The organism is Streptomyces kunmingensis (genome assembly GCF_039533535.1).
GTDB lineage: Bacteria > Actinomycetota > Actinomycetes > Streptomycetales > Streptomycetaceae > Streptomyces > Streptomyces kunmingensis.
In genome coordinates, this window is record NZ_BAAATS010000018.1 from 195977 (window position 1) to 218671 (window position 22695).

Consider the following 22695-nt stretch of genomic DNA (forward strand, 5'->3'; position numbering starts at 1 on the left):
GCACGCAAAGGTGCCGGCCGCCCCACCCGGGCCGGCCGGCACCTTTACTCATGCCTCACGCATGCCTCACGCATGCCGCACGCACGCCTCAAGCCACCAGCTACTCCGCGACGATGACCTCCGCGGCCGCGATCCCGCACACCCGTGCCGCACCGTGCGTCGCGATGTGCAGCGCGCCGCGCGGCGGGGCTCCCGGTACGCCCATCTCGACGACGACCGTGTCCGGGCGTGCGGCGAGGAGGGTGTCCAGGGCTCCGGACATCCAGGCGTGGCGGTGTTCGTCGCGGACCACGGCCACGATCCGGTGTTCGCCTGCGGCGGCGAGTGCGGCGGCGCCCGCGTCGGGGCCCGAGTAGGAGCCGGTGGTGGTGCCGGGCAGGAGGCGTTCGAGTTCGGCGGCGACGCCCCAGGGGGTCTCGTCGCCGACCGCGATGTTGGCGACCGGGGAGAAGGCCGCGACGTGCACGGGCCCGTTCACCGGCGGGGCGTACTCGCCACGGGTGACCTTGAGCGCCCGACGGGCCGCGACCAGCCCGATCTCAACACCGCCCGTGCCCGCGGACGCGCCCCCCGGCGCGCCCGCCAACCCCGTACCCGTGCCTGACCCCGCGCCCGTGCCCGTCGCATCCGTGCCTGACGACGCGGTCCACGTCGCCAGGGCGCGGACTCGGGCGGCGGCGTCCGCGAGGCGTTCCTCGGGGAGTTCGCCGGAGCGGACTGCGGCGACCAGGGCGTCCCGCAGCCGGGTGACGGTTCCCTCGTCGTTGAGCCCGCCGCCCACGCAGATGGCGTCGGCCCCGGCGGCGATGGCGAGGACGCTGCCGCGCTCGATGCCGTAGGCCGAGGAGATGGCCTGCATCTCGATGCCGTCGGTGACGATGAGGCCGTCGTAGCCGAGTTCCTCGCGGAGCAGGCCCGTGAGGATGCGGCGGGACAGGGTCGCAGGACGGTCCGGGTCGAGGGCCGGGACCAGGATGTGGGCGCTCATCACGGCGCGGCTGCCGGCCGCGATCGCGGCGCGGAACGGGGCGAGGTCGCGGGCGTGCAGCACATCGAGGTCGACGTCGATGAGCGGCATGTCGTGGTGCGAGTCGACCCCGGTGTCGCCGTGGCCGGGGAAGTGCTTGGTGCAGGCGGCGACACCGGCGGCCTGCATGCCTTCCACGTAGGCGGCCGTGTGCCGGGCGACGAGCGCGGTGTCGGCGCCGAAGGAGCGGACGCCGATGACGGGGTTGTCGGGGTTGGCGTTGACGTCGGCGGACGGCGCCCAGTTGAGGTTGACGCCGCACTCGGCGAGGCGGCGGCCGAGGGCGAAGGCGACGCCCTTGGTGAGTTCCACGTCGTCGACCGCGCCGAGCGCGTGGTTGCCGGGGAACGAGGAGCCCGTACGGACCTCGAGGCGGGTGACGTCGCCGCTCTCCTCGTCGATGGCGACGAGGAGGTCGTCGCGTTCCGCCTTCAACTGAGCGGTCAGGGCGGCGACTTGGTCGGGGGTCTGGATGTTGCGGCCGAACAGGCCGACCGAGGCGAGGCCCTCGCCGAGGCGGCGCAGCACCCAGTCCGGCGCGGTGGTGCCGGCGAAGCCGGGCTGGAGGACGGCGAGCGCGTCACGGGTGAGCGTGTCGGTGCCGCTGGTGACAGTGGTCATCGGAGGCGTTATCCCTTCACGGCGCCGGCGGTCAGACCCGCGGCCATCTTGCGCTGGACGAAGAGGAAGAGGATGACGATCGGCACGGCCATCATCGTCGAGCCCGCCATCATCGGGGCGTACTCGGTGCCGTGCTTGGTCGTGAAGTTGGCGAGCCAGACGGTGGCCGTCTGGTGCTTCTGGCTCATCAGCATGAGGGCGTACAGGTACTCGTTCCAGGCCTGGATGAAGCCGTAGACCGAGGTGGCGACCATGCCGGGGGCGAGGAGCGGGAAGACGACGCGGATGAAGGCGCCGGTGCGGGTGCAGCCGTCGACCTGGGCGGCCTCCTCCAGTTCCTTCGGGATGTTGACGATGAAGCCGCGCAGCGTCCACACCGTGAAGGGGAGGATGAAGGTCAGGTACGTGATGATCAGGCCGGTGAGCTTGTCGTACTGACCGAGGTCGTTCAGGAGCAGGAAGACCGGGATGATCATGGCGACGAGCGGCACCATCTGCACGGCGAGGATGGCGACGATGACGACCTTGCGGCCGCGGAAGGCGAACCGGGAGATCGCGAGCGCCGCCAGCATCCCGACGGCGATGCCGATCACGACGACGACCAGCGAGACGAGGAGGCTGCGGCCGACCGGGCCCCAGAAGTCCGCGATGTGCAGCGCACGCCGGAAGTTGTCGAGGGTGAACCCGGTCGGGAAGAGGCTCGGATCGGGGTCGATGGCGTCCTTGGCGGGCTTGAACGCCGTGTTCACCATCCAGTAGACGGGGAAGCCGGCGATCAGGAAGACGAGCAGACCGACGATGTTCCAGCCGGCCTTGGACTTCCGGCGCCGCCGCGCGGGCGCGGCCGGAGCGACGGGTGCGGCGGGCACCTTGGCGGGGGCGGTGGTGGCGGGGGCGCTCACTCGACCTCTCCGATCTTGAGCATCTGGCGCATGTAGACGGCGACGACGCCCAGGAGCAGAAGCACCGTGAGCAGCGCGATGGCCGAGCCCTGGCTGTAGTCGTTGACCTGGAACGCACGGTCGTACGAGTAGGTGGTGAGCAGCTGGAACTCGTCCTCGGGGTGGCCGTTGCGCATGACGAACACCTGCGGGAAGACGCCCATGTCCCAGATCACCGAGAGCGTCGCGAGCATCACGATGATGGGCTTGAGGATCGGCAGGGTGACGTAGCGGAAGACCTTCCAGGCACCGGAGCCGTCGAGGCGGGCGGCCTCCTCCAGCTCCTTGGGCACCTGGGTCAGGCCCGCGCTGAGCGTGATGACGACGAACGGCACCGCGCCCCAGATCACCAGGAGCATGATCACGGCGAGGCCCTGGGGGCCGCTGGCGAACCAGTTGTGGCCGACCATCTCGACGCCGGGGAGCTTGCTGAGCAGCGCGTTGAAGACGCCGTAGTCGGAGTCGAACAACCACTTGAAGACGGTGGTCGCCACGATGATGGGCATGCCCCACGTCGCCACCAGGGCGATGTTGATGAGCATCTTGACCCAGCCGGAGACCTTCTGCAGCAGCAGCGCGATCAGCATGCCGATGACCATCGTGAAGATCACCGCGCCGGCGGCGAAGACGATGGTGCGGGCGACGACCTGCCAGAACTGGCTGTCGCCGAGGATCGCCGAGAAGTTGTCGAAGCCGACCGACTCCGCGTCCTGGAAGCCCCACAGCTGGGCCTGCCCGAACTTCTGGAAGGAGAGCGTGACCAGTCTGACCAGCGGGTAGCCGAGGACCAGGACGAGGATCAGCAGACAGGGCGCGAGCAGCGCCCAGGGCGTCGCGGCCGAGCCACTCTTCTTGTCGCGTGTCTTCACGGGGGGCACGCCTCCCCCTCCTGACGACGGGGCCGGCCGCGTTGGCGGCGTCTTGGCGGTCGTCGTGTCAGCGGCACTCATCCGCGCACTCCTCAGCGGTCCCTCAGGTTGTGCAAAGCAACAAGGCAAAGCAAGCAACAAGGCAAAGCAACGGGCCGAAGCAACAGGCCAAAGCAGCACGGCAGAGCAGCAAGCGAGGCGGCAAAGCCGAACGGGCGGCGGGACCCTGCCCCAGGGGGCGGGGTCCCGCGCTCAGGTCACTTGTTGTTGATGACCTTGTCGATCTTGGCGTCCGCTGCCTTCGCGGCGTCCGCGACCGACTTCTTGCCGGTGCCGATCTCCTGCAGCATGGTCTGCAGGACCTGGGCCTTCTCGACCTGACCCCAGCCCGGGGCCATCGGGACGAACCAGTTGGACTCGGCGGCGGTGGCGGGGACCTCCGTCTTGGGGTCCGCCTTCATCGTCGCGAGGTCCGTCTTGTTGTTCGGCAGGTTGCCCTTGGCCATCAGGCCCTTCTGGCCCTTGGCGCCGGTGAAGGCGTTGATCCACTCGGCGCTGACGGCCTGCGCGTCGGACTTCACCGGGATGGCGAGGTCGGAGCCGCCGAGGAAGACGGGCATGGCCTTGCCGGACGGACCCGGCATGACGAAGTTCTCGAGGTTGTCCTTGAGCTTGCCGGTCTTGTCGTTCTCCGGGGCGGCGGAGGTCGCACCCTCCCAGGCCGCGCCGAAGATCATGTTCGACTTGCCCTGGCCATAGACGATGTAGCGGTCGGACTCGTCCTTGGTCTTGTCACCGTGCATGTACTTGTCGATGACGTTCTTGAACTCGGTGAGGCCCTTCTGGGACTCGGGCGAGGAGAGGTTGGACTTCCACGAGCCGCCCTCCTCCTTGGCGATGGAGCCGCCGGCGTCGTAGACGAAGGACATGGCCGCGTACCAGTCGCGCGTCGGCTGGAACCAGGCGTTGAACTTGTCGCCCTGCTTCTTCTGGATCTTGTCCAGGTCGCCGGTGAGCTCCTTGTACGTCTTCGGCGTCGTCTTGACCCCGGACGCGGTCGCGATGTCCTTGCGCCAGGTCGCGATGCGGCCACCGGCGTAGTACGGCACGCCGTAGGTCTTGCCCTCGTACGTGACCGAGGTCTTGAGGCCGTCGAGCCACTGGTCGGAGTTCTCGAACTTCGACGGGTCGACGGGGGCCAGGGCGCCCTTGACCATGTAGCTGAGCATCTCGGAGTTGCCCATCTCGACCACGTCCGGCACCTTGTCGGTGGCGAGCACGGCGTCGAGCTTGGCGGGCTTGTCCGGCCAGCCGTAGTACTCGTGGTTGATCTTGATACCAGGGTGCTTCTTGGTGACCGCGGCGTCCGCGGCCTTGACCAGCTCCGGCCAGTTGTTCTGGGCGTCGACCGTCAGCCAGACGGTCAGCTCCTTGGCATCCGCCCCCGCGTTGCCGGACTTGTCGTCACTGTCGCCGCACGCCGCGACCGAGAACATCATGCCCGCGATACCGATAGCCGCTATGAGCTTGCGCTTCACGCCACCCTCCTCAGGGATGCCAGCAACCCCCCTGCCCACCGCGGTGACTTGAGACGAGTACGACCTGTGGGGCTGGGACCTGGTCGTGAATGGTGTAGACCAGTACCGGGAGCTTGGCCCAGACCAATAGAGGTGTCAAGGGTGGCCGAGAAAGGACTGTGCGTCCGTTATCGGAACGACACCCACCCGCCGGGACAAGGGTGTTGAGGCGTTCGCGGGACCGCTCCCATCATCCGGTGCGTGGACTAGACCAGACGGGCCACGGGCGGTATAAGGAGGGATCACGGAGCGTGCGGGGAGTCCCCCGGAGCGAGCCGTGCCACGATGTGAGCCGTGGCCGACGGGGACGCCGGTCGCATCGGCACCGAAGCCGGGAAGGCGGAGCATGAGCACCGACGTCAGCAGTGCGGAGAACGAGAGCGGGGCGCCCGTCCGTACCGCACGCGTGCCCAAGTACTACCGCCTCAAGAAGCACCTGCTCGACATGACGGAGACCCTGCCGCCGGGCACGCCGGTGCCGCCGGAGCGCACGCTCGCCGCCGAGTTCGACACCTCGCGCACCACCGTCCGCCAGGCGCTCCAGGAGCTGGTCGTCGAGGGCCGCCTGGAGCGCATCCAGGGCAAGGGCACCTTCGTCGCCAAGCCCAAGGTGTCGCAGGCGCTGCAACTCACCTCTTATACCGAGGACATGCGGGCGCAGGGCCTGGAGCCGACCTCGCAGCTGCTCGACATCGGGTACGTCACCGCGGACGACACGCTCGCCGGACTGCTCGACATCTCCGCCGGCGGACGCGTACTGCGCATCGAGCGGCTGCGCCTGGCCAGCGGCGAACCCATGGCCATCGAGACCACACACCTCTCGGCCAAGCGTTTTCCCGCCCTGCGCAGGTCGCTCGTCAAGTACACGTCCCTCTATACGGCCCTTGCCGAGGTCTACGACGTGCACCTCGCCGAGGCCGAGGAGACCATCGAGACGTCACTGGCCACACCGCGCGAGGCCGGCCTGCTCGGTACCGACGTGGGCCTGCCGATGCTGATGCTCTCCCGTCACTCGATCGACGGCTCGGCCCAGCCGGTGGAGTGGGTGCGTTCGGTGTACCGGGGCGACCGGTACAAGTTCGTGGCGCGGCTCAAGCGCCCGCTCGACTGAGGCGCCCGCGCAGCCACCGACCGAGGCGTCCGCACAGCCACCGCCTGGGGCGTCCGCACAGCCACCGACCGAGGGCGTCCGCGCGGCCGTAGCGGAAGAAGCTCGTCCGTTATCCGGACAGGGGTTCCATAGATCAAGACTCTCGCCTAAATTTCACGCACGTTAAACGTGAGATAAGTGGGACCAGCGAGGGGACGGAGCCCGAAATGTCCGATGCGCCAAAGGGCGCGCCAACAGGCGCGCAAGAAGTGGGGAGACCGGTGGTGACACCGGTCCGCGTCGTCATCGGGCTGTGCCTGGTCGCGCCGTTCGTGGCGATGCTCTGGGTCAGCTCCTATTCCAAGATCGACCCGACCTTCATCGGCATCCCGTTCTTCTACTGGTACCAGATGCTCTGGGTCATCATCTCGACCGGGCTCACGATGATCGCGTACAAGCTGTGGCAGCGTGACCAGCGCGGCCGCAAGGCGTCGGCCTCCGCGTCCACCCAGGCTCCGGAGGGTCAGCGATGAACGGCGGCGTCAACGGTGTCGCGCTCACCGTCTTCATCTTCTTCTTCCTGGCCGTCACGGTCATGGGCTTCCTCGCCGCGCGCTGGCGCCGGTCCGAGAACGAGTCGCTCGACGAATGGGGCCTGGGCGGACGCTCGTTCGGCACCTGGATCACCTGGTTCCTGCTCGGCGGCGACCTCTACACGGCGTACACCTTCGTCGCCGTCCCCGCGGCGATCTACGCGGCGGGCGCGTCCGGCTTCTTCGCCGTGCCCTACACGATCCTGGTGTACCCGCTGATCTTCACGTTCCTGCCGCGCCTGTGGTCGGTCTCGCACAAGCACGGGTACGTGACCACGTCGGACTTCGTGCGCGGACGCTTCGGCTCCAAGGGCCTCTCACTGGCCGTCGCGATCACCGGCATCCTCGCCACGATGCCGTACATCGCACTGCAGCTCGTCGGCATCCAGGCGGTGCTCGACGTGATGGGCGTCGGCGGCGGCGAGAACACGAACTGGTTCATCAAGGACCTGCCGCTCCTCATCGCGTTCGGCGTGCTCGCGGCGTACACGTACTCCTCGGGTCTGCGGGCCCCGGCGCTGATCGCGTTCGTCAAGGACGGCCTGATCTACCTCGTCATCCTGGTCGCGATCATCTACATCCCGATCAAGCTGGGCGGCTTCGACGACATCTTCGCCGCGGCGGGCGAGAAGTTCGAGAAGCTCAATCCGGCGACCGGCAAACCCGTCGGGGCGCTCGCCCCCGGTGAGGCGGGCCACTGGACGTACGCGACACTCGCGCTCGGCTCGGCCCTCGCGCTGTTCATGTACCCGCACTCGATCACGGCGACCCTGTCGTCCAAGAGCCGCAACGTGATCCGCCGCAACACCACGATCCTGCCGCTCTACTCGCTCATGCTGGGCCTGCTCGCGCTGCTCGGGTTCATGGCGATCGCGGCCGGGATCAAGGTGCAGAACGGCCAGCTGGCGATCCCGCAGCTCTTCGAGGACATGTTCCCCGACTGGTTCACGGGTGTCGCCTTCGCCGCCATCGGCATCGGCGCGCTGGTCCCGGCGGCGATCATGTCCATCGCCGCGGCGAACCTCTTCACGCGCAACATCTACAAGGACTTCATCAAGCCCGACGCGACCCCGGCGCAGGAGACCAAGGTCTCCAAGCTCGTGTCGCTGCTCGTGAAGGTCGGCGCTCTCGCCTTCGTCCTGACCATGGACAAGACCGTCGCCATCAACTTCCAGCTGCTCGGCGGCATCTGGATCCTGCAGACCATGCCGGCCCTGGTGGGCGGCCTGTTCACGCGCTGGTTCCACCGCTGGGCGCTGCTCGCCGGCTGGGCTGTCGGCATGGTCTACGGCACGCTCGCCGCGTACGGGGTGGCGTCGCCGACGCAGAAGCACTTCGGCGGTTCCTCGAAGGAGATTCCCGGCATCGGGGAGATCGGCTACATCGGTCTGACGGCGTTCGTCATGAACGTGGTCGTGACCGTGGTCCTGACCTTCGTCCTGAAGGCCGTGAAGGCTCCGGACGGCGTCGACGAGACGGCGCCCGAGGACTACACCGCGGACGCGGGCGACAAGGGCGTCCAGCAGGACCTGCCCGTCGTCGGAGCGGACTCCGGGCACTAGACACCCCCGCATCGAAGGACGGGCCCCTCCCTGTGGAGGGGCCCGTCCCTTTGTGCGTGGGATCTTTCCCCCGGACCCGGTCGACACAAGATATGGGCCTGCCACGAACACCCGGCACAACATGTATGCTCGCTCTCGCTGCAGCCGCAGGGGAATCCGGTGCAAATCCGGAACTGTCCCGCAACGGTGAACGTACGCGTACATAAAGGCGCCCACGTGAGTCCGACGACCTGCCTCAGCCCGTCCGAGCCGCCCGGCCCGGACGGAGAGACGTCCGGGCCTCGCGGAATGGGCCGGTGACGACGGCGCCCCTTCGCGCGTGCCCGAGCCACTCCTCCCCCGCAGGTCTCGAGCCGAGCGAGGGAGAGCCCCCACGTGACCATCGCGCCGCCCGCCGAAACAGCCCCGGCCGCACCGGTCTCCGCCGCACCGGACGACGCTCCGGGCACTGCGCTGCTGCGCACCCTGACCGAGCTGACCGCCGATCTCCCCGGCACCGACCCCGGCCGGGTCGCCGCCGCCGCCCTGCGCGGCCGCAGCGCCCGCGCCGACACGGCCGAGCTGCGCGAACTCGCCACCGAGGCCGCGGCCGGGCTGATCTCCGAGGACCCCGTCTACTCGCGGCTCGCCGCCCGCCTCCTCACGCTCTCCATCGCCGCCGAGGCCGCCTCGCAGGGCGTGACCTCCTTCACCGGCTCCGTCGCCGTCGGCCACCGCGAGGGCCTGATCGCCGACCGCACCGCCGAGTTCGTCCGCGTCCACGCGGCACGGCTCGACGCGCTCATCGACACCGCGGCCGACGACCGGTTCGGCTACTTCGGCCTGCGCACCCTGCACAGCCGCTACCTGCTGCGCCACCCGATCACCCGGCACGTCATCGAGACCCCGCAGCACTTCATGCTGCGCGTCGCGGCGGGCCTGGCCGAGGACGAATCCGTCCGCGCCCTGGACGAAGTGGCGGCCCTCTACGGCCTGATGAGCCGCCTGGACTACCTGCCCTCCTCCCCCACCCTCTTCAACTCCGGCACCCGGCACCCCCAGATGTCGAGCTGCTACCTGCTCGACTCCCCGCTGGACGAGCTCGACTCGATCTACGACCGCTACCACCAGGTGGCCCGCCTCTCCAAGCACGCCGGCGGCATCGGACTCTCGTACTCCCGCATCCGCAGCCGCGGTTCGCTGATCCGCGGCACGAACGGGCACTCCAACGGCATCGTGCCGTTCCTGAAGACCCTCGACGCGTCGGTCGCCGCCGTGAACCAGGGCGGACGCCGCAAGGGCGCGGCCGCCGTCTACCTGGAGACGTGGCACTCCGACATCGAGGAGTTCCTGGAGCTGCGCGACAACACCGGCGAGGACGCGCGCCGCACCCACAACCTCAACCTCGCGCACTGGATCCCCGACGAGTTCATGCGCCGGGTCGCCGAGGGCGCCGACTGGTCGCTGTTCTCCCCGGCGGACGTGCCCGAGCTCGTCGACCTGTACGGCGCGGAGTTCGAGGACGCGTACCGCAGGGCGGAGGCCGAGGGGAAGGCGCAGAATACCATCCCCGCCCGGGATCTGTACGGCCGCATGATGCGCACCCTCGCGCAGACCGGCAACGGCTGGATGACCTTCAAGGACGCCGCCAACCGCACCGCCAACCAGACCGCGGAGCCCGGCCACACCGTCCACTCCTCGAACCTGTGCACCGAGATCCTGGAGGTCACGGACGACGGCGAGACGGCCGTCTGCAACCTCGGCTCGGTGAACCTCGGCGCGTTCGTGGCCGACGGCGAGCTCGACTGGGAGCGGCTCGACGAGACCGTCCGCACCGCCGTCACCTTCCTCGACCGCGTCGTCGACATCAACTTCTACCCGACCGAGCAGGCGGGCCGCTCCAACGCCCGCTGGCGCCCGGTCGGCCTCGGCGCGATGGGTTTGCAGGACGTCTTCTTCAAGCTGCGGCTGCCCTTCGACTCCCCCGAGGCCAAGGTCCTCTCCACGCGGATCCAGGAGCGCATCATGCTCGCCGCGTACGAGGCCTCCGCCGACCTCGCCGAACGCCCCCAAGCGCCTTCGACAAGCTCCGGTGCAGGGGGGACCCCCATCGGCCCCCTGCCCGCCTGGGAGAAGACCCGCACCGCCCGCGGCGTCCTGCACCCCGACCACTACCCCGACGCCCAGGTGACCTGGCCGGAGCGGTGGGCCGCGCTGCGGGAACGTATCGCCACCGTCGGCATGCGCAACTCGCTGCTCCTCGCCATCGCGCCGACCGCGACGATCGCCTCGATCGCGGGCGTCTACGAGTGCATCGAGCCGCAGGTCTCCAACCTCTTCAAGCGCGAGACGCTGTCCGGCGAGTTCCTCCAGGTCAACGCGTACCTGGTCGACGAGTTGAAGCGGCTCGGCGTCTGGGACGCGCAGACCCGGGAGGCGCTGCGCGAGTCCAACGGCTCGGTGCAGGGCTTCACCTGGGTGCCCGAGGAGGTCCGCGCCCTGTACCGCACGGCGTGGGAGCTCCCGCAGCGCGGCCTCATCGACATGGCGGCGGCCCGCACCCCGTTCCTCGACCAGGCCCAGTCCCTCAACCTGTTCCTGGAGACGCCGACCATCGGCAAGCTCTCCTCGATGTACGCGTACGCCTGGAAGTCCGGGCTGAAGACGACGTACTACCTGCGCTCGCGCCCCGCGACGCGCATCGCCCGCGCCGCGGGCCGCGCCACCGTCCCCGTACAGACCGTGCCCGAGACCGACGCGGTCGCCTGCTCCCTGGAAAACCCCGAGTCCTGCGAGGCCTGCCAGTAATGACTGCCGAAGACCGTCAGAAGAACCTGCTCGACCCGGGCTTCGAACTGACCCTGCGCCCCATGCGCTACCCGGACTTCTACGAGCGCTACCGCGACGCCATCAAGAACACCTGGACCGTCGAGGAGGTCGACCTCCACTCGGACGTCGCCGACCTCGCGAAGCTGTCGCCGGGTGAGCAGCACATGATCGGCCGGCTGGTCGCGTTCTTCGCGACCGGCGACTCGATCGTCTCGAACAACCTCGTGCTCACGCTCTACAAGCACATCAACTCCCCCGAGGCGCGCCTGTACCTCTCGCGCCAGTTGTTCGAGGAGGCCGTGCACGTCCAGTTCTATCTGACGCTGCTCGACACCTACCTCCCCGACCCGGAGGACCGGACTGCGGCGTTCGCGGCGGTCGAGAACATCGCGTCCATCCGCGAGAAGGCCGAGTTCTGCTTCAAGTGGATGGCTGCATTTGATGGAACAGAGGGGGTCGAGAAGCTCGACCGCCTCGAGACCCAGGCGGACCGCCGCCGCTTCCTGCTCAACCTGATCTGCTTCGCAGCGTGCATCGAGGGCCTGTTCTTCTACGGTGCCTTCGCCTACGTCTACTGGTTCCGCTCGCGGGGCCTGCTGCACGGCCTGGCCACCGGCACCAACTGGGTGTTCCGTGACGAGACGATGCACATGAGCTTCGCCTTCGACGTGGTCGACACGGTGCGCAAGGAGGAGCCGGAACTCTTCGACGACGCGCTGGAGCAGCAGGTCACCGACATGCTGCGGGAGGCTGTCGAGGCCGAGCTGCAGTTCGGGCGCGACCTGTGCGGGGAGGGGCTGCCGGGCATGAACACCGACTCGATGCGGCAGTACCTGGAGTGCGTCGCCGACCAGCGCTTGCAGCGGCTCGGCTTCGCGCCCGTCTACGGCTCCGAGAACCCCTTCTCGTTCATGGAGTTGCAGGGGGTCCAGGAGCTGACCAACTTCTTCGAGCGCCGGCCCTCGGCTTACCAGGTGGCGGTCGAGGGTTCGGTCGGCTTCGACGAGGACTTCTAGGCGTCCTCGGGCCTTTCAGGCAACCTTGGCGAACTCGGCGCGGTGGGTGTGGAGTTCGGCGTCCTGCGCCTGCCGTGCCCGGCGGATCTGCCGGTCGATCCGCCGGTCGTGGAGAGCCCCGTACACGGAAGGGGCGGCGAGGAGGAGGAAGACGAAGAGGACGGTGAGGAAGTTCATCGCTGTGTTCATGTCCTCCACTCTCCCGCCACCCGGCCCCCCACGGCAGTGGCAGTCCTGTCACTGACCCTCGAATTACTGCCAGGTCTGCGGCACACTGGCAGACATGCTGAAGAACGTGGCCGCAGTCCTGCTCGACGGTGTGCATCCCTTCGAACTCGGGGTTGTCTGCGAGGTGTTCGGCCTCGACCGCAGCGACGCGGGGCTCCCGGTGTACGACTTCGCGGTCGCCTCCACGGAGGGGCCCTCGCTCACCACGCATGTGCCCGGCATGACCGTCTCCACCCCGTACGGTCTGGAACGCCTCGAAGAGGCCGACCTGATCGCGATCCCCTCGGCGGGCCGGCGGTTCGACCAGTACCCGCCGGAACTGCTCGACGCGCTGCGGCGGGCGGTCGACCGGGGGGCGCGCGTGCTCAGCCTGTGCGCGGGCGTGTTCGTGCTCGGCGAGGCCGGACTGCTCGACGGCCGCCGCTGCGCGGTCCACTGGCGGTACGCGCGCGAGCTCTCCGTCCTGTATCCGCGCACCCGGGTCGACCCCGACGTCCTGTACGTCGACGAGGGCCCGGTCATCACCTCCGCGGGCACGGCGGCGGGCATCGACGCGTGCCTGCACATCGTGCGCACCGAGCACGGCTCCGAGGTGGCCAACGCGATAGCCCGCCGCATGGTCGTGCCGCCGCACCGCGACGGCGGCCAGGCCCAGTACGTGGAGCGTCCGCTGCCGGCGACGCGCTGCGACACCGTCGGCGAGGTGCTGGCCTGGATGGAGCGGAACCTGGACGCGCCGGTGACCGTGGAGGAGCTCTCGGCGCGGGCCCATATGTCGCCGCGCACCTTCGCGCGCCGCTTCCAGCAGGAGACGGGCACGACGCCGTACCGCTGGCTGCTGCGTCAGCGGGTGCTGTTCGCGCAGGAGCTGCTGGAGCGTACGGACGAGACGGTGGACGCGATCGCCTACCGCGCCGGGTTCGGCAACGCGGCGGCGATGCGGCACCAGTTCATGAAGGCGCTGGGCACGACGCCCAACGCCTTCAGAAGGACCTTCCGGGTGCGCCTTGCGAGCTAGCGGCCTTCCACCCGCAGCAGGGCCCGCCGGGGCTGGAGCGTGATCCCGATGCGGGCGGAGCCGTCTGTCTCCGCGGTCGGCACCAGCCGCCACCGGGACACCACCGTGCCCAAAATCAGGGCCAGTTCGGCCATGCTGAAGTGGTCGCCCGGGCACTTGCGGTTGCCGACGCTGAACGGCGCGTGCGCCGCGGGCGTGACGTCCGCGGCCCGCTCCGGCAGCCAGCGGTCGGGGTCGAACGCCAGATGGTCGGTGAACGCGCGCGGGTCGCGCTGCATGGCCAGCGGGCTGTAGACGATGTCGGACCCGGCCGGAATGCGGTACCCGCCGAGAGTCGTGTCGACGACGGCAAGCCGCGTCAATATCCAGACAGCGGGCCGGATCCGCATCGACTCGGTGAGCAGATTCCGCATATATGCGAGTTTCCCAACGTCCCCGAAAGCGACCGGACGACCCTCCGTCACGGATTCAACCTCCGCGTACAACCGCCTTTCCTGCTCGGGGTGTTCGGCGAGAAGCTGGAAGACCCACGTCAGGGTCTTCGCGACATTCTCGGCACCGGCCACGACGAGGGACACGACTTGGTCGTGCACCTCCTGCTCGTTGACCGTTTCACCATTCTCGTCGCGGTCGTCGAGCAATGCCGCGAGAAGGTCGCCCGGATTGCTTCCCGACGCCCTTCGCTCGGCGATGATCTCGTCGACCAGCCGATGCAAATCGGCCAGTGCGCTCTCGAATCGCCTATTGGCCGGTGTCGGCAGCCGGTACAGCGGACCGAAGGAAAGGATCATCCTCCGGTACAGGCCCTCGAACACGGTGTGCAGCGCCGCGCTCAGCCGGTCGGCCCGCTCGTCGACGGACTCGACCTGGAGCACGGAGCGGGCCACGATGCGGGTCGCCGTGCGGAACACCTCGGCCGCGATGTCGACGGTCTGCCCGTCGCTCCACCGCCCGGCCATCGCCCGCGCCTCCTCCTCCATCACCTTCGCGTACTCGTGGATCTTGTCCATCCTGAACGCGGGCTGGATGGCCCGGCGCTGACGCCGGTGCAGCGGCCCGTTGCTGGTCGCCACGCCCTTGCCGAGCAGGACGCCCATCGTCTCCCAGAGCGGCCCTCCGACCAGGAAGTCCGGGCTCTTGAGCAGCGTGGCCACCAGCTCCGGGTCGCACACCGCGTAGGCCGTCTTCGGGCCCAGTTTCAGCCGGACGACGTCGCCGCCGTCCCGCAGCCGCGTGAGGAAGCCGAGCGGGTCGCGCAGCAGGTTCCAGGCGTGCCCGAGGAGCGGCGCGCCGCCGGGGGCGAGCGGCGGCCGCGCCGGATCCGCACCGGGTGCCGGCGGCGCCGGCAGGGTGGATTCGACGGTCATGCGCACTCACCTACCTGGTCCTGGTGCTCGGTCGTCTCGTCGTCGCTGATGTAGGGCGGGGTCGCCCGGTCGTCCCAGCTGTCCACCGCGTAGCGCCCGGACTCGTGGTGGAACCAGTACACGGAACTGAACCAGTTCCGCATATTTCCCACGCACGACCTGAGGGCCTCCGCGAGTTCCTTTCCGTGCGGGCCGATGTTTTCCGTAGCAACGGCGAGCCGCTCCACCTCCGCCTCCGCGTCGAGGAATTCCTCGATGGTCCCCTCGACCCGCCGACGGACTTCCGCCACCGCCTCCCGGAGAGAAAGCCCTTCATGCTTGATGAGGCTTATCCCGAGGTTGTGCAATTCATCGCCCGCGAGTTCCTTGGGCAATGAACACAGATCGTTGTACCAGGCGGCGAAATCCTGGCAGGCGAGCGCCGCCCGCTTGAATGCCTCGTTCTTCCGCACCCATGCGGGGAGTTCATGCTGGGCCGTCGGTTCCAACAGGTCGAGCCAGATCCAGTGCGCGAACGTATTTCTGCGCAGGGCTATGTACTCGTCGACGGACGGCACCGTTCCGGCGATCCGGTTGTGGAACTCCTGGTCGTACGCGTCGATCACCACGTGGAAGTGGCGGGCGAACCGGGCGTTCCACGTCCGGCTCAGCGAGCCGTAGAGCCGGCCGACGCTCTCCGCGAAGCCCGCGACCACGGGGTCCTTGTGGTCCTGGTGAAGATGTGGGGCCTCTGTGGCTGCGTGGAGCTGGACAGCGAGCCGCCGCCAGCTCGCCGTCCTGCCGTGGATCACGTCGCGGTCGTGGCGGTCGTCCCAGACGAAGAACCACGCGCTGTAGTCACAGATCGCGGCGAGCACGTCGTTGGGCGCGCCAATGTAATAGCCCGCCATCAAGTCCGTGTAGCACAGACCGTCGGCATATTTCTCCACCTTGTCTGCGGACATCAGACGTTTTTCGAGCAGCCAGGAGCGCGTTCCCTCCTGAAGCTTTGGCCAATAGGGGTGCAGATTGCGAGGAAACGCGTCCTCGATCACCGGTAGCGCCAGCGCCGGTGGGACCGCTGTCTTTGGATATGCAGGCACGTACAAACCCCTCTCTGCCGCCTGATGGCGTACGCCTCCCGTAGTGCCGGGCGCGCGCCGTTGCGTATCCCCGCGCTTTCTATTCAGCACTACAACTGACCGTTCTGGGAACGGATTTGCTCCCCTCACTCCCCCCTGTCGCCGGAATCGTCCCCTTACATGACTGAATATGGGTGGCGTTCGGCCGGTCCTGTTCGCACACATGGGCTACGTGGGACGACCTCGGGAACAGACGAGAGCGGCGCCCGGCCGGAAACATCCGTACCAGGCGCCGCTCGACGCGCAACTGCCCCGCAGGGCTCAGTCGTTGGAGACCACCGGGTAGCGCGGAGTGCCCTCCTCCATCTGCTTGAGGGCGTTCTTCCGCTCCCGCTTCGACAGGCGGTCGATGTACAGGTAGCCGTACAGGTGGTCGGTCTCGTGCTGGAGGCAGCGCGCGAAGTACCCGGTGCCGCGCACGGTGATCGCGTTGCCCTTCTCGTCCTGCCCGGTGACCACCGCGTAGTCGGGGCGCGCGAGCTCGGCGTACGCGGTCGGCACCGACAGGCAGCCCTCGTTGGAGTCGTCGAGGCGGCGCTGGTCGGCGGGCAGCTCGCGCAGCACCGGGTTGCAGACGACGCCTGTGTGGCGCACGCCGTCGTCATCCGGGCAGTCGTAGACGAAGACCTTGCGGTCGACGCCGATCTGGTTGGCGGCGAGGCCGACACCCTCGGCGGTGCGCTGGCTGGCGAACATGTCGTCGACGAGCGAGGCCAGCTCGTCGTCGAACTCGGTCACGTCCTTGCACTCCTTGTGCAGGACGGGGTTCCCGACGACGGTGATCGGCCGCGACGTCCCCCGCTCCCGGTACGCCGCCTCGCGCGCCTCGCAGTCCTCGGTGTCGATGACGAAGCCCTCGTCGTCCACGGGGAGCACGCCCGCGCGCTGCTGATCGGTGTCCTGCTGGGCCATGACCGAGGTAAGCCTTCCTGGAATGTACGGAGAACCCCTACAGGGTACGGGGGGCGGGACAGCCGCCTGTCAGGAGCGCCCGTCAGGGGCGCGGGGCTGTGTCCATCAGCGGCTCCGCCGCGGGGCGCGACCAGCCACAACGAAACCCGCACCCGGCGACGCGCCTAACAAACCTCTTCAAGATCCCGCCAGTCCCGGGAATCGGGCGAGTCGGCGACCCAGCCATCCAGCAGCCCCCGAACCAACGAAGCCGGCGCAGCCACCCCGCACTCCCGCTCCGGCACCCACAGCTGCCCGTCCGTCCGGTGCCCCAGCGGCCCGGGGTGCCCCGGCTCACTGTGATCGTGCGGATCGAGATGCTCGCCGTCCCCCTCGTCGGACGGCATCCGCGACTCCGAGCACATCCGGCACAGCAGCCGCACCGACGACGACCAGTCCTCGGCCGCGAACCCGGCGTCGGCCGCGAGCCGCTCCAGGGCGTCCCGGTCGGACTCCGTGGCGGCCTCGAGGAGCACCACCCAGGTCGGCACCGGCGACGGCGCCCACAGCTCGATCTCGTCGAAGACCGGGTACGAGTGCCCGGCCGCGATGGTCCGCTCCCCGTGGGGCACACCGTCGTGCAGCACGACCTCGCCCCAGCGCCGCCCGGAGGAGGGCAGCGGAATGGACAGCACCTCGATGCGCGCGGGGTCGAGCCTGCGCCCCCACACGACCTCGGCCTCGCCCTCCGGGGACAGCCGCACCGCGGCGCTCCCCAGGTCCATGCCGGTCGGCTCGCCCGCGGCGGTGGCGCCACCGGGCACCTTCAGCCCGTACGCCTGCCAGGCCCGCCGGGCCAGCGGCCAGTCCTGGAGGGCGGTGGCGGCGATCCCCACGTTCCACCAGTCGGGGGCGCCGCTCTCCCGCTCGAGCAGCGCGACGGCCCGCAGGCCGGTGGTGCGCGCCTGCTCCCAGTCGTGCCGGAACTTGTGCAGCAGGGCGAGGTTGAACCAGGACTCCGACAGCCACGGTTCCAGGTCCGCGGCGCGGGTGAGCAGCGCCCCCGCGTCCTCGTAGCGACCGTCTCCGATCAGCGTGAACGCGCGATCCGTGGCCTGCCGCCACGAGGCGGAGGGCCGGTGTCGTCCCTTGCCGAAGATCCTCACGATTCCCGCCTGCCGATACTCGAGGCCCGTGCCCCCGGACACCCTCTTCTTCGCATCCAACCACGTACGGTCGGACGCCCGCTCATTACCCATGGGTTACCCAGCCGACCCTAGGCTCAGACCGGGGTGCGCGACCACCCTGGCCAGTGCCTCCACGACCTCGGGCTGGTAGTCGCGACCTGTGCCCAGACGCAGCTGTTCCAGGGCTGCCAGGGGTCCCTGGGGGCCCTCTTCCCTGGTCATCTCGTCATACGCGTTCGCTGTCCGCACAATCCGTGCGGCGAGCGGCTGTTCACGGTACGGATCGGCCTGCCGCTCCACCACCACGGCGACCTGGGCGTCCACGCCCGTCTGCCGTACGACGGCGCCGCCGAGCAGGGCGATGCGCCGCTGCTGGGCGGTGTGCAGGCCCGCCGTGGCGCCCTGGGCGACGGGGTCGAGGAGGGAGAGCTGCCCGATGTCGTGCATCAGGGCCGCGTACTCCAGAACGGTCAGATCCGGCTCGGAGATCCCCAGCTCCCGCCCGATGGACCGGCTCAGCGCGGCCACCCGGTGGGCGTGCCCGTGGGGGGTGTACCCGGCGATCTCCGTGGCCCGGGCCAGCGAGGCGATGGTCTGCCGGTACGTGGCCCGCACGGCGGCGTAGCGCCGGAAGGCCAGTTGGGTGAGGAGCAGCGGCAGACTGATGACGGGCAGCGCCCACAGCCCGGCCACGGCGACGGCGAGCGCCATGACGGCGCCCGTCGCGCAGACCGCGGAGCCGATGCCGAGCATCGCCCGCAGCTCGTCACGGAGCAGCGGTCCGAACGGCCAGCGGGTGCGGGCGTGCGCCATGGCGGCGGCGAGCACGGCGTCGCACAGGGCGGTGAGCGCGAGCAGCCCGGCGACGAGGAGCGCGTAGTAGGCCCCGTGGCCGACCCATCTCTCCAACAAGCCCCGGTTGTACAGGGGTTGGAAGCAGACAGCGGCGAAGCCGACGGTCAGCACGCGGCGTGCCACATGGTCCGGCGAGGGTCCCTTGGCACGGGCCACGTGCGGGACGCAGCCGACGAGCGTGCCCGCGACGGCCACCGCGACGACCTGAAGCGCACCGTGCTGCGTGGGCTGCCCGGCGTCCCCGCCGAGCAGCGCGTAGGCCAGCGCTCCCGCGGAGCCCAGCGGCGCGGACTCCCGGTCGCCGCTCCCGCCCCGTCGCGCCAGTTCCCCGACGACGACGAGCAGTCCGAAGGCGAGTGCGACGCCGGGGTCGTCGAGCCCGTCCCGCGCGGTGGAGCCGAGGGCGACCAAGGTGAGGCAGCCGACCGTCACGTAGACGGCCGCCACCGCCACAGGCAGGCGTTCGGCGCGGGCGAAGCCGCCCGCGCCGGGCACCGGTCCGGGGGGCGCCCACTCCGTCACCGGGAGGCCGCCCCTGGCACGGCCACACTGCCCGGTCGGGGACCGGGAACCCGGCCCTCGTCGGCGGTCACCACGGGATGCCACCCGTCCCGCCCCAGGACCCGCACCAGCGCCCGCACCATCACCGGGTCGAACTGCGATCCGGCGCACCGCTCCAGCTCGGCGAGGGCCACCGCGACGGGCCGCGCCCGCGAGTACGTACGCGTGGAGGTCATGGCGTCGAACGCGTCCGCCACCGCGACCACCCGCGCGAACTCCGGAATCTGCGCCCCCGCGAGCCCGTAGGGATACCCGCTCCCGTCGAGCCGCTCATGGTGATGAAGGATCGCGGCCCGCGCCTCCCCCAGGAACCCGATGCCGCGGACCATCTCGTGCCCGTACTCGGGGTGCAGCTGAATGATCTCCCGCTCCTCGGGCGTGAGGGGCCCGTCCTTCCTCAGCAACCGTGTCGGCACGCCGAGCTTGCCCACGTCGTGCAGGATCCCGGCGAACCGCAGGACCTCCACGCGCTCGTCGGCCATCCCCAGCTCCCGGGCGATCATCATGGACGCCTGCCCGACCCGCTCGCTGTGCCCGCGCGTGTAGCCGTCCTTGATGTCGACGGCCTGGACGAGGGCCCGGATGGTCGCCTGGTGGGCGGCCCGCTCGCGCTGGTACTGCGCGAAGACCCAGCAGGAGATGTACATCGGCAACAGCACGAGCAGCGAGGCCACGGGCCCGTACGGACTCGCCCACAGCACCGCCATCACAAGGCCCGCGAGCCCGTGGACGGCCACCGGCGCAAGGGACCGCAGGAAGAGCCCGCGCCAGGCGGCCCGCAGCGGTACGCGCTCGGCCGCGGCGAGGATGCCGCCGTCGAGGACGGTGAGTACGACACAGAAGACGAGCACGGCGCCGGCAGCGGGCACGAGCGCGTACGGGAGCCGGGCCCCGGACACGGCGCCCGAGCCGCCGAGCGCGCCGAAGGCCTGCGCGGCGGCCCAGATGCCGAGGGCGAGCTGGGCCGCCCGCCACGACCGGCGCAGCCCTGCGGGCCGCTGTTCGACACGGGCGAGGAGGGCGCCGGGCACGGCGACGAGAGCGGCGGCCGGGGCCGGCAGCAGGAACGCTCCTGCAAGGAGCACGGGAAAGAAGGTCCCCATGCCTTTCGGAGCGCGCCGGCCGACGAGCCGGCACCGGCCGGCCTGCTCGCAGCCCGCGTACACGCAAGCGAGCAGCGCGACGGCCGACCACGAGGTGTCCGAAAAGGCAGCAGGCGCGGCGCAGACGAGGGCGCCGCCGACCACCAGGAGGACGTAGACACGGGCCACCGGCGGAACGGACCGCATGCCCGACTCCCTCCCCGTGACGTTCAGTTCACGGAGAATAGGACGCGATCCACACCGCCAGGGCGGCATCGCGGGGATTACGGGGACCCGGGCCCGCCGATTAGCACGATCGGGTGAACAGTCCTTGAAACGGCACGAACTCGGTGACGCACAAGGGCAGTTACCCGCTCCCCGCGAGAGGCGGGCTCTCAGGCGAGGGGCGTGCCCTCATCCGGGGTGGGCTGTCCGGAGCGGATCAGATCGATCCGCCCCATGACCTTGGCCCGCAGGTCGGTCGGCACGTCGTCCTGCCCGCAGCACCGCTTGACCAGCTTCTTCACGGCCTGCTCCAGGCCGTACTTCTCCAGGCACGGGGAGCACTCCTCGAAGTGCACCTCGAACTTGGTGCAGTCGGAGTCCGGCATCTCATGATCAAGAAACTCATAGAGATGGTCGAGGACCTCACTGCAGTCCGTCTCGTGCGGCTCTCCGCAGCTCATGAGCCCGAGCCTTTCGCTTCGTTCGACTCTCCGGCGCCGGCCGGGACGAGCCCGCGGTCACGGGCGTAGTCCTCGAGCATGCCGCGCAGCTGGCGACGCCCCCTGTGCAGCCGGGACATCACCGTACCGATGGGTGTTCCCATGATGTCCGCGATCTCCTTGTACGCAAAGCCCTCTACGTCGGCGAGATAGACCGCGATGCGGAATTCCTCGGGGATCGCCTGCAACGCGCGCTTGACGTCCGAGTCCGGCAGATGATCGAGAGCCTGCGACTCGGCGGAGCGCAGACCGGTCGACATGTGCGACTCGGCACGTGCGAGCTGCCAGTCCTCGATCTCCTCGGCGGCGCTGCGCTGGGGCTCGCGCTGCTTCTTGCGGTACGAGTTGATGAAGGTGTTCGTCAGGATGCGGTACAGCCACGCCTTGAGATTGGTGCCCTCGCGGAACTGGTGGAAGGACGCGTACGCCTTGGCATACGTCTCCTGCACCAGGTCCTCGGCGTCCGCCGGATTGCGCGTCATACGCAGCGCGGCGGAGTACATCTGGTCGAGGAACTCCAGAGCGTCCCGCTCGAAGCGCGCGCTGCGCTCCGCGGCGCTCTCCGGGCGCTCGTCCGCCTGGCCGTGTTCGGTCCCTGCGTCGGTCCCTGTGACCGGACCCACCTCCTCCAACGACGTCGCGAGACCCAGAGAGGTCCCACTCGAATCGGAGGATAGACGACGATCCGGTCCGCCCGCCGCCCGAATAGGAGCGGTCTTGGCCGCGCTCAGCACGCTCCACTCCAGTTCAGGAGTGGTGGCGCGACTCGGGCAGATGGTCGAACCCATGCGGCGGACTTCCTCTCGTATGCTGTGTCACCGACGTACGCGACAACAGCCGCCCCGCCCTCCACATTCCCGCTCCCTAACGGAGTGACGAAGTCCACGAGACGACGGCGTCGGTGACGACAGCAAGAGTCTCCGGCTCCCCCACTCCCGCCCGCTTGGGAACACCGAACCCATGGTCGGCAAAGGGCACTTCGACAAGCTCGAAGACCCCGTCATCAGGGAACTCTCCCGGCTTCCCGAACGGATCGTTGCCACCCTGCACGACCAGAACCGGCACCCCGGCCCCCACCAGCTCATCGAGGCGGGACTTCGCCGGTTTGCCGGGCGGATGCAACGGAAAACTGAGGGCGAGCACACCCACGGCCCCCAGCTCGGCACCGGTCCGACAGGCGACGCGGGCCCCGGCGCTCCGCCCTCCGGCGACAACGGGCAGCCCGGGAGCGCTCAACGCGGGCCAGACGCCACGCCACCCCGAGTCCAGGGTCTTCGGCGCCGGCGCCACTTTCTTCCCGGCAACGCGCCACGGCTGTTCGACGAGGGCGACGGTAACCCCATGGCTGGGCAGGACCCGGGCGAGGGCCTGCAGATCGCGGGCTTCGACACCACCGCCCGCACCGTGGCTGACGGCGAGAACCATCCGGCCGGCGTCGGCGGGGTACCAAGTAATGCGGGCATCGCCATGTTCGGTAGGCACGATGACATTCACGCGATCATGCTGCACCACAACCCGAAAGCCGCGCACGACGGACGCCCGGAGCAGCGACACCG

General features: G+C 69.5%; 20 protein-coding genes and 1 riboswitch. Of the genes, 6 read left to right on the plus strand and 14 right to left on the minus strand.

Translation table 11 applies throughout. The features are described 5' to 3' along the window. Positions 1-100: 100 nt before the first annotated feature. From ABD366_RS22530 to ABD366_RS22545, 4 genes are all read right to left on the minus strand, one after another. A complete protein-coding gene (locus ABD366_RS22530; RefSeq protein ID WP_324776147.1) occupies positions 101-1648 on the minus strand; it encodes a glycoside hydrolase family 3 protein in 1548 nt (515 codons plus the stop codon). Positions 1649-1656: 8 nt separating this feature from the next. Beyond that, positions 1657-2517, minus strand: a complete 861-nt coding sequence (locus tag ABD366_RS22535) for a carbohydrate ABC transporter permease (protein WP_324776182.1) — start codon at positions 2515-2517, stop codon at positions 1657-1659. A 29-nt stretch (positions 2518-2546) separates the two neighbouring features. After that, on the minus strand, positions 2547-3539 hold the full coding sequence (locus ABD366_RS22540) for a carbohydrate ABC transporter permease (protein WP_324776149.1): 993 nt from the start codon (positions 3537-3539) through the stop codon (positions 2547-2549). Positions 3540-3715: 176 nt separating this feature from the next. Then, positions 3716-4996 (minus strand): extracellular solute-binding protein, encoded by a 1281-nt coding sequence (locus tag ABD366_RS22545; RefSeq protein WP_324776151.1) that lies wholly within the window; start codon positions 4994-4996, stop codon positions 3716-3718. 385 nt (positions 4997-5381) lie between these two features. Here ABD366_RS22545 and ABD366_RS22550 point away from each other — a divergent pair, with 385 nt between their 5' ends. The 5 genes from ABD366_RS22550 to ABD366_RS22570 all read left to right on the plus strand — a co-directional run bounded on the left by ABD366_RS22550 (position 5382) and on the right by ABD366_RS22570 (position 12104). Continuing rightward, a complete protein-coding gene (locus ABD366_RS22550; protein WP_324776153.1) occupies positions 5382-6146 on the plus strand; it encodes a GntR family transcriptional regulator in 765 nt (254 codons plus the stop codon). 206 nt (positions 6147-6352) lie between these two features. After that, positions 6353-6658, plus strand: a complete 306-nt coding sequence (locus tag ABD366_RS22555; protein ID WP_324776155.1) for a DUF3311 domain-containing protein — start codon at positions 6353-6355, stop codon at positions 6656-6658. Continuing rightward, the gene (gene mctP / locus ABD366_RS22560) at positions 6655-8280 is read left to right on the plus strand and encodes a monocarboxylate uptake permease MctP (protein WP_324776157.1); all 1626 of its coding nucleotides are present in this window, start codon (positions 6655-6657) and stop codon (positions 8278-8280) included. Before ABD366_RS22555 ends, mctP begins: the two co-directional genes overlap by 4 nt. Before the next feature lie 124 nt (positions 8281-8404). Beyond that, a riboswitch (cobalamin riboswitch) is annotated at positions 8405-8532 on the plus strand. Positions 8533-8655: 123 nt separating this feature from the next. Next, positions 8656-11067 (plus strand): ribonucleoside-diphosphate reductase subunit alpha, encoded by a 2412-nt coding sequence (locus ABD366_RS22565; RefSeq protein ID WP_324776160.1) that lies wholly within the window; start codon positions 8656-8658, stop codon positions 11065-11067. Continuing rightward, complete coding sequence (locus tag ABD366_RS22570) at positions 11067-12104, plus strand: ribonucleotide-diphosphate reductase subunit beta (RefSeq protein WP_324776162.1); 1038 nt, start codon at positions 11067-11069, stop codon at positions 12102-12104. Before ABD366_RS22565 ends, ABD366_RS22570 begins: the two co-directional genes overlap by 1 nt. A 15-nt stretch (positions 12105-12119) precedes the next feature. On the opposite strand, the gene ABD366_RS22575 is transcribed toward ABD366_RS22570, so the two are convergent. After that, entirely contained in the window at positions 12120-12293 is a 174-nt protein-coding gene (locus ABD366_RS22575) for a hypothetical protein (RefSeq protein ID WP_324776164.1), read from the minus strand. Between the two features lie 94 nt (positions 12294-12387). Here ABD366_RS22575 and ABD366_RS22580 point away from each other — a divergent pair, with 94 nt between their 5' ends. Beyond that, entirely contained in the window at positions 12388-13350 is a 963-nt protein-coding gene (locus ABD366_RS22580; protein ID WP_324776166.1) for a GlxA family transcriptional regulator, read from the plus strand. Here the strand turns inward: ABD366_RS22580 and ABD366_RS22585 are convergent. From ABD366_RS22585 to ABD366_RS22625, 9 genes are all read right to left on the minus strand, one after another. Continuing rightward, positions 13347-14717 (minus strand): bifunctional albaflavenone monooxygenase/terpene synthase, encoded by a 1371-nt coding sequence (locus ABD366_RS22585; RefSeq protein ID WP_324776168.1) that lies wholly within the window; start codon positions 14715-14717, stop codon positions 13347-13349. The genes ABD366_RS22580 and ABD366_RS22585 overlap by 4 nt on opposite strands. Beyond that, on the minus strand, positions 14714-15799 hold the full coding sequence (locus ABD366_RS22590) for a terpene synthase family protein (protein WP_411293890.1): 1086 nt from the start codon (positions 15797-15799) through the stop codon (positions 14714-14716). Before ABD366_RS22590 ends, ABD366_RS22585 begins: the two co-directional genes overlap by 4 nt. 300 nt (positions 15800-16099) lie before the next feature. Further along, complete coding sequence (def, locus tag ABD366_RS22595; protein WP_324776172.1) at positions 16100-16750, minus strand: peptide deformylase; 651 nt, start codon at positions 16748-16750, stop codon at positions 16100-16102. Positions 16751-16914: 164 nt separating this feature from the next. After that, positions 16915-17895, minus strand: coding sequence for a tetratricopeptide repeat protein (locus ABD366_RS22600; RefSeq protein WP_324776174.1), 981 nt, complete (start codon positions 17893-17895; stop codon positions 16915-16917). 96 nt (positions 17896-17991) lie between these two features. Next, complete coding sequence (locus tag ABD366_RS22605) at positions 17992-19224, minus strand: HD-GYP domain-containing protein (RefSeq protein WP_411293891.1); 1233 nt, start codon at positions 19222-19224, stop codon at positions 17992-17994. A gap of 65 nt (positions 19225-19289) precedes the next feature. Beyond that, positions 19290-20621, minus strand: a complete 1332-nt coding sequence (locus tag ABD366_RS22610; RefSeq protein WP_344442341.1) for an HD-GYP domain-containing protein — start codon at positions 20619-20621, stop codon at positions 19290-19292. Between the two features lie 188 nt (positions 20622-20809). Next, a complete protein-coding gene (gene rsrA, locus ABD366_RS22615; protein WP_324771197.1) occupies positions 20810-21100 on the minus strand; it encodes a mycothiol system anti-sigma-R factor in 291 nt (96 codons plus the stop codon). Continuing rightward, complete coding sequence (gene sigR, locus ABD366_RS22620; protein ID WP_324771196.1) at positions 21097-21762, minus strand: RNA polymerase sigma factor SigR; 666 nt, start codon at positions 21760-21762, stop codon at positions 21097-21099. Before sigR ends, rsrA begins: the two co-directional genes overlap by 4 nt. Before the next feature lie 241 nt (positions 21763-22003). Beyond that, a complete protein-coding gene (locus ABD366_RS22625; RefSeq protein WP_324771195.1) occupies positions 22004-22633 on the minus strand; it encodes an alpha/beta hydrolase family protein in 630 nt (209 codons plus the stop codon). Positions 22634-22695: the final 62 nt, after the last annotated feature.

What these genes read in the sequence shown, in the direction of transcription:
- ABD366_RS22530 (WP_324776147.1), bottom strand. Translation starts at nt 1,648, where the DNA reads ATGACCACTGTCACCAGCGGCACCGACACGCTCACCCGTGACGCGCTC.
- ABD366_RS22540 (WP_324776149.1), bottom strand. Translation starts at nt 3,539, where the DNA reads ATGAGTGCCGCTGACACGACGACCGCCAAGACGCCGCCAACGCGGCCG.
- ABD366_RS22550 (WP_324776153.1), top strand. Translation starts at nt 5,382, where the DNA reads ATGAGCACCGACGTCAGCAGTGCGGAGAACGAGAGCGGGGCGCCCGTC.
- ABD366_RS22555 (WP_324776155.1), top strand. Translation starts at nt 6,353, where the DNA reads ATGTCCGATGCGCCAAAGGGCGCGCCAACAGGCGCGCAAGAAGTGGGG.
- mctP (WP_324776157.1), top strand. Translation starts at nt 6,655, where the DNA reads ATGAACGGCGGCGTCAACGGTGTCGCGCTCACCGTCTTCATCTTCTTC.
- ABD366_RS22570 (WP_324776162.1), top strand. Translation starts at nt 11,067, where the DNA reads ATGACTGCCGAAGACCGTCAGAAGAACCTGCTCGACCCGGGCTTCGAA.
- ABD366_RS22575 (WP_324776164.1), bottom strand. Translation starts at nt 12,293, where the DNA reads ATGAACACAGCGATGAACTTCCTCACCGTCCTCTTCGTCTTCCTCCTC.
- ABD366_RS22580 (WP_324776166.1), top strand. Translation starts at nt 12,388, where the DNA reads ATGCTGAAGAACGTGGCCGCAGTCCTGCTCGACGGTGTGCATCCCTTC.
- ABD366_RS22585 (WP_324776168.1), bottom strand. Translation starts at nt 14,717, where the DNA reads ATGACCGTCGAATCCACCCTGCCGGCGCCGCCGGCACCCGGTGCGGAT.
- def (WP_324776172.1), bottom strand. Translation starts at nt 16,750, where the DNA reads ATGGCCCAGCAGGACACCGATCAGCAGCGCGCGGGCGTGCTCCCCGTG.
- ABD366_RS22610 (WP_344442341.1), bottom strand. Translation starts at nt 20,621, where the DNA reads ATGCGGTCCGTTCCGCCGGTGGCCCGTGTCTACGTCCTCCTGGTGGTC.
- rsrA (WP_324771197.1), bottom strand. Translation starts at nt 21,100, where the DNA reads ATGAGCTGCGGAGAGCCGCACGAGACGGACTGCAGTGAGGTCCTCGAC.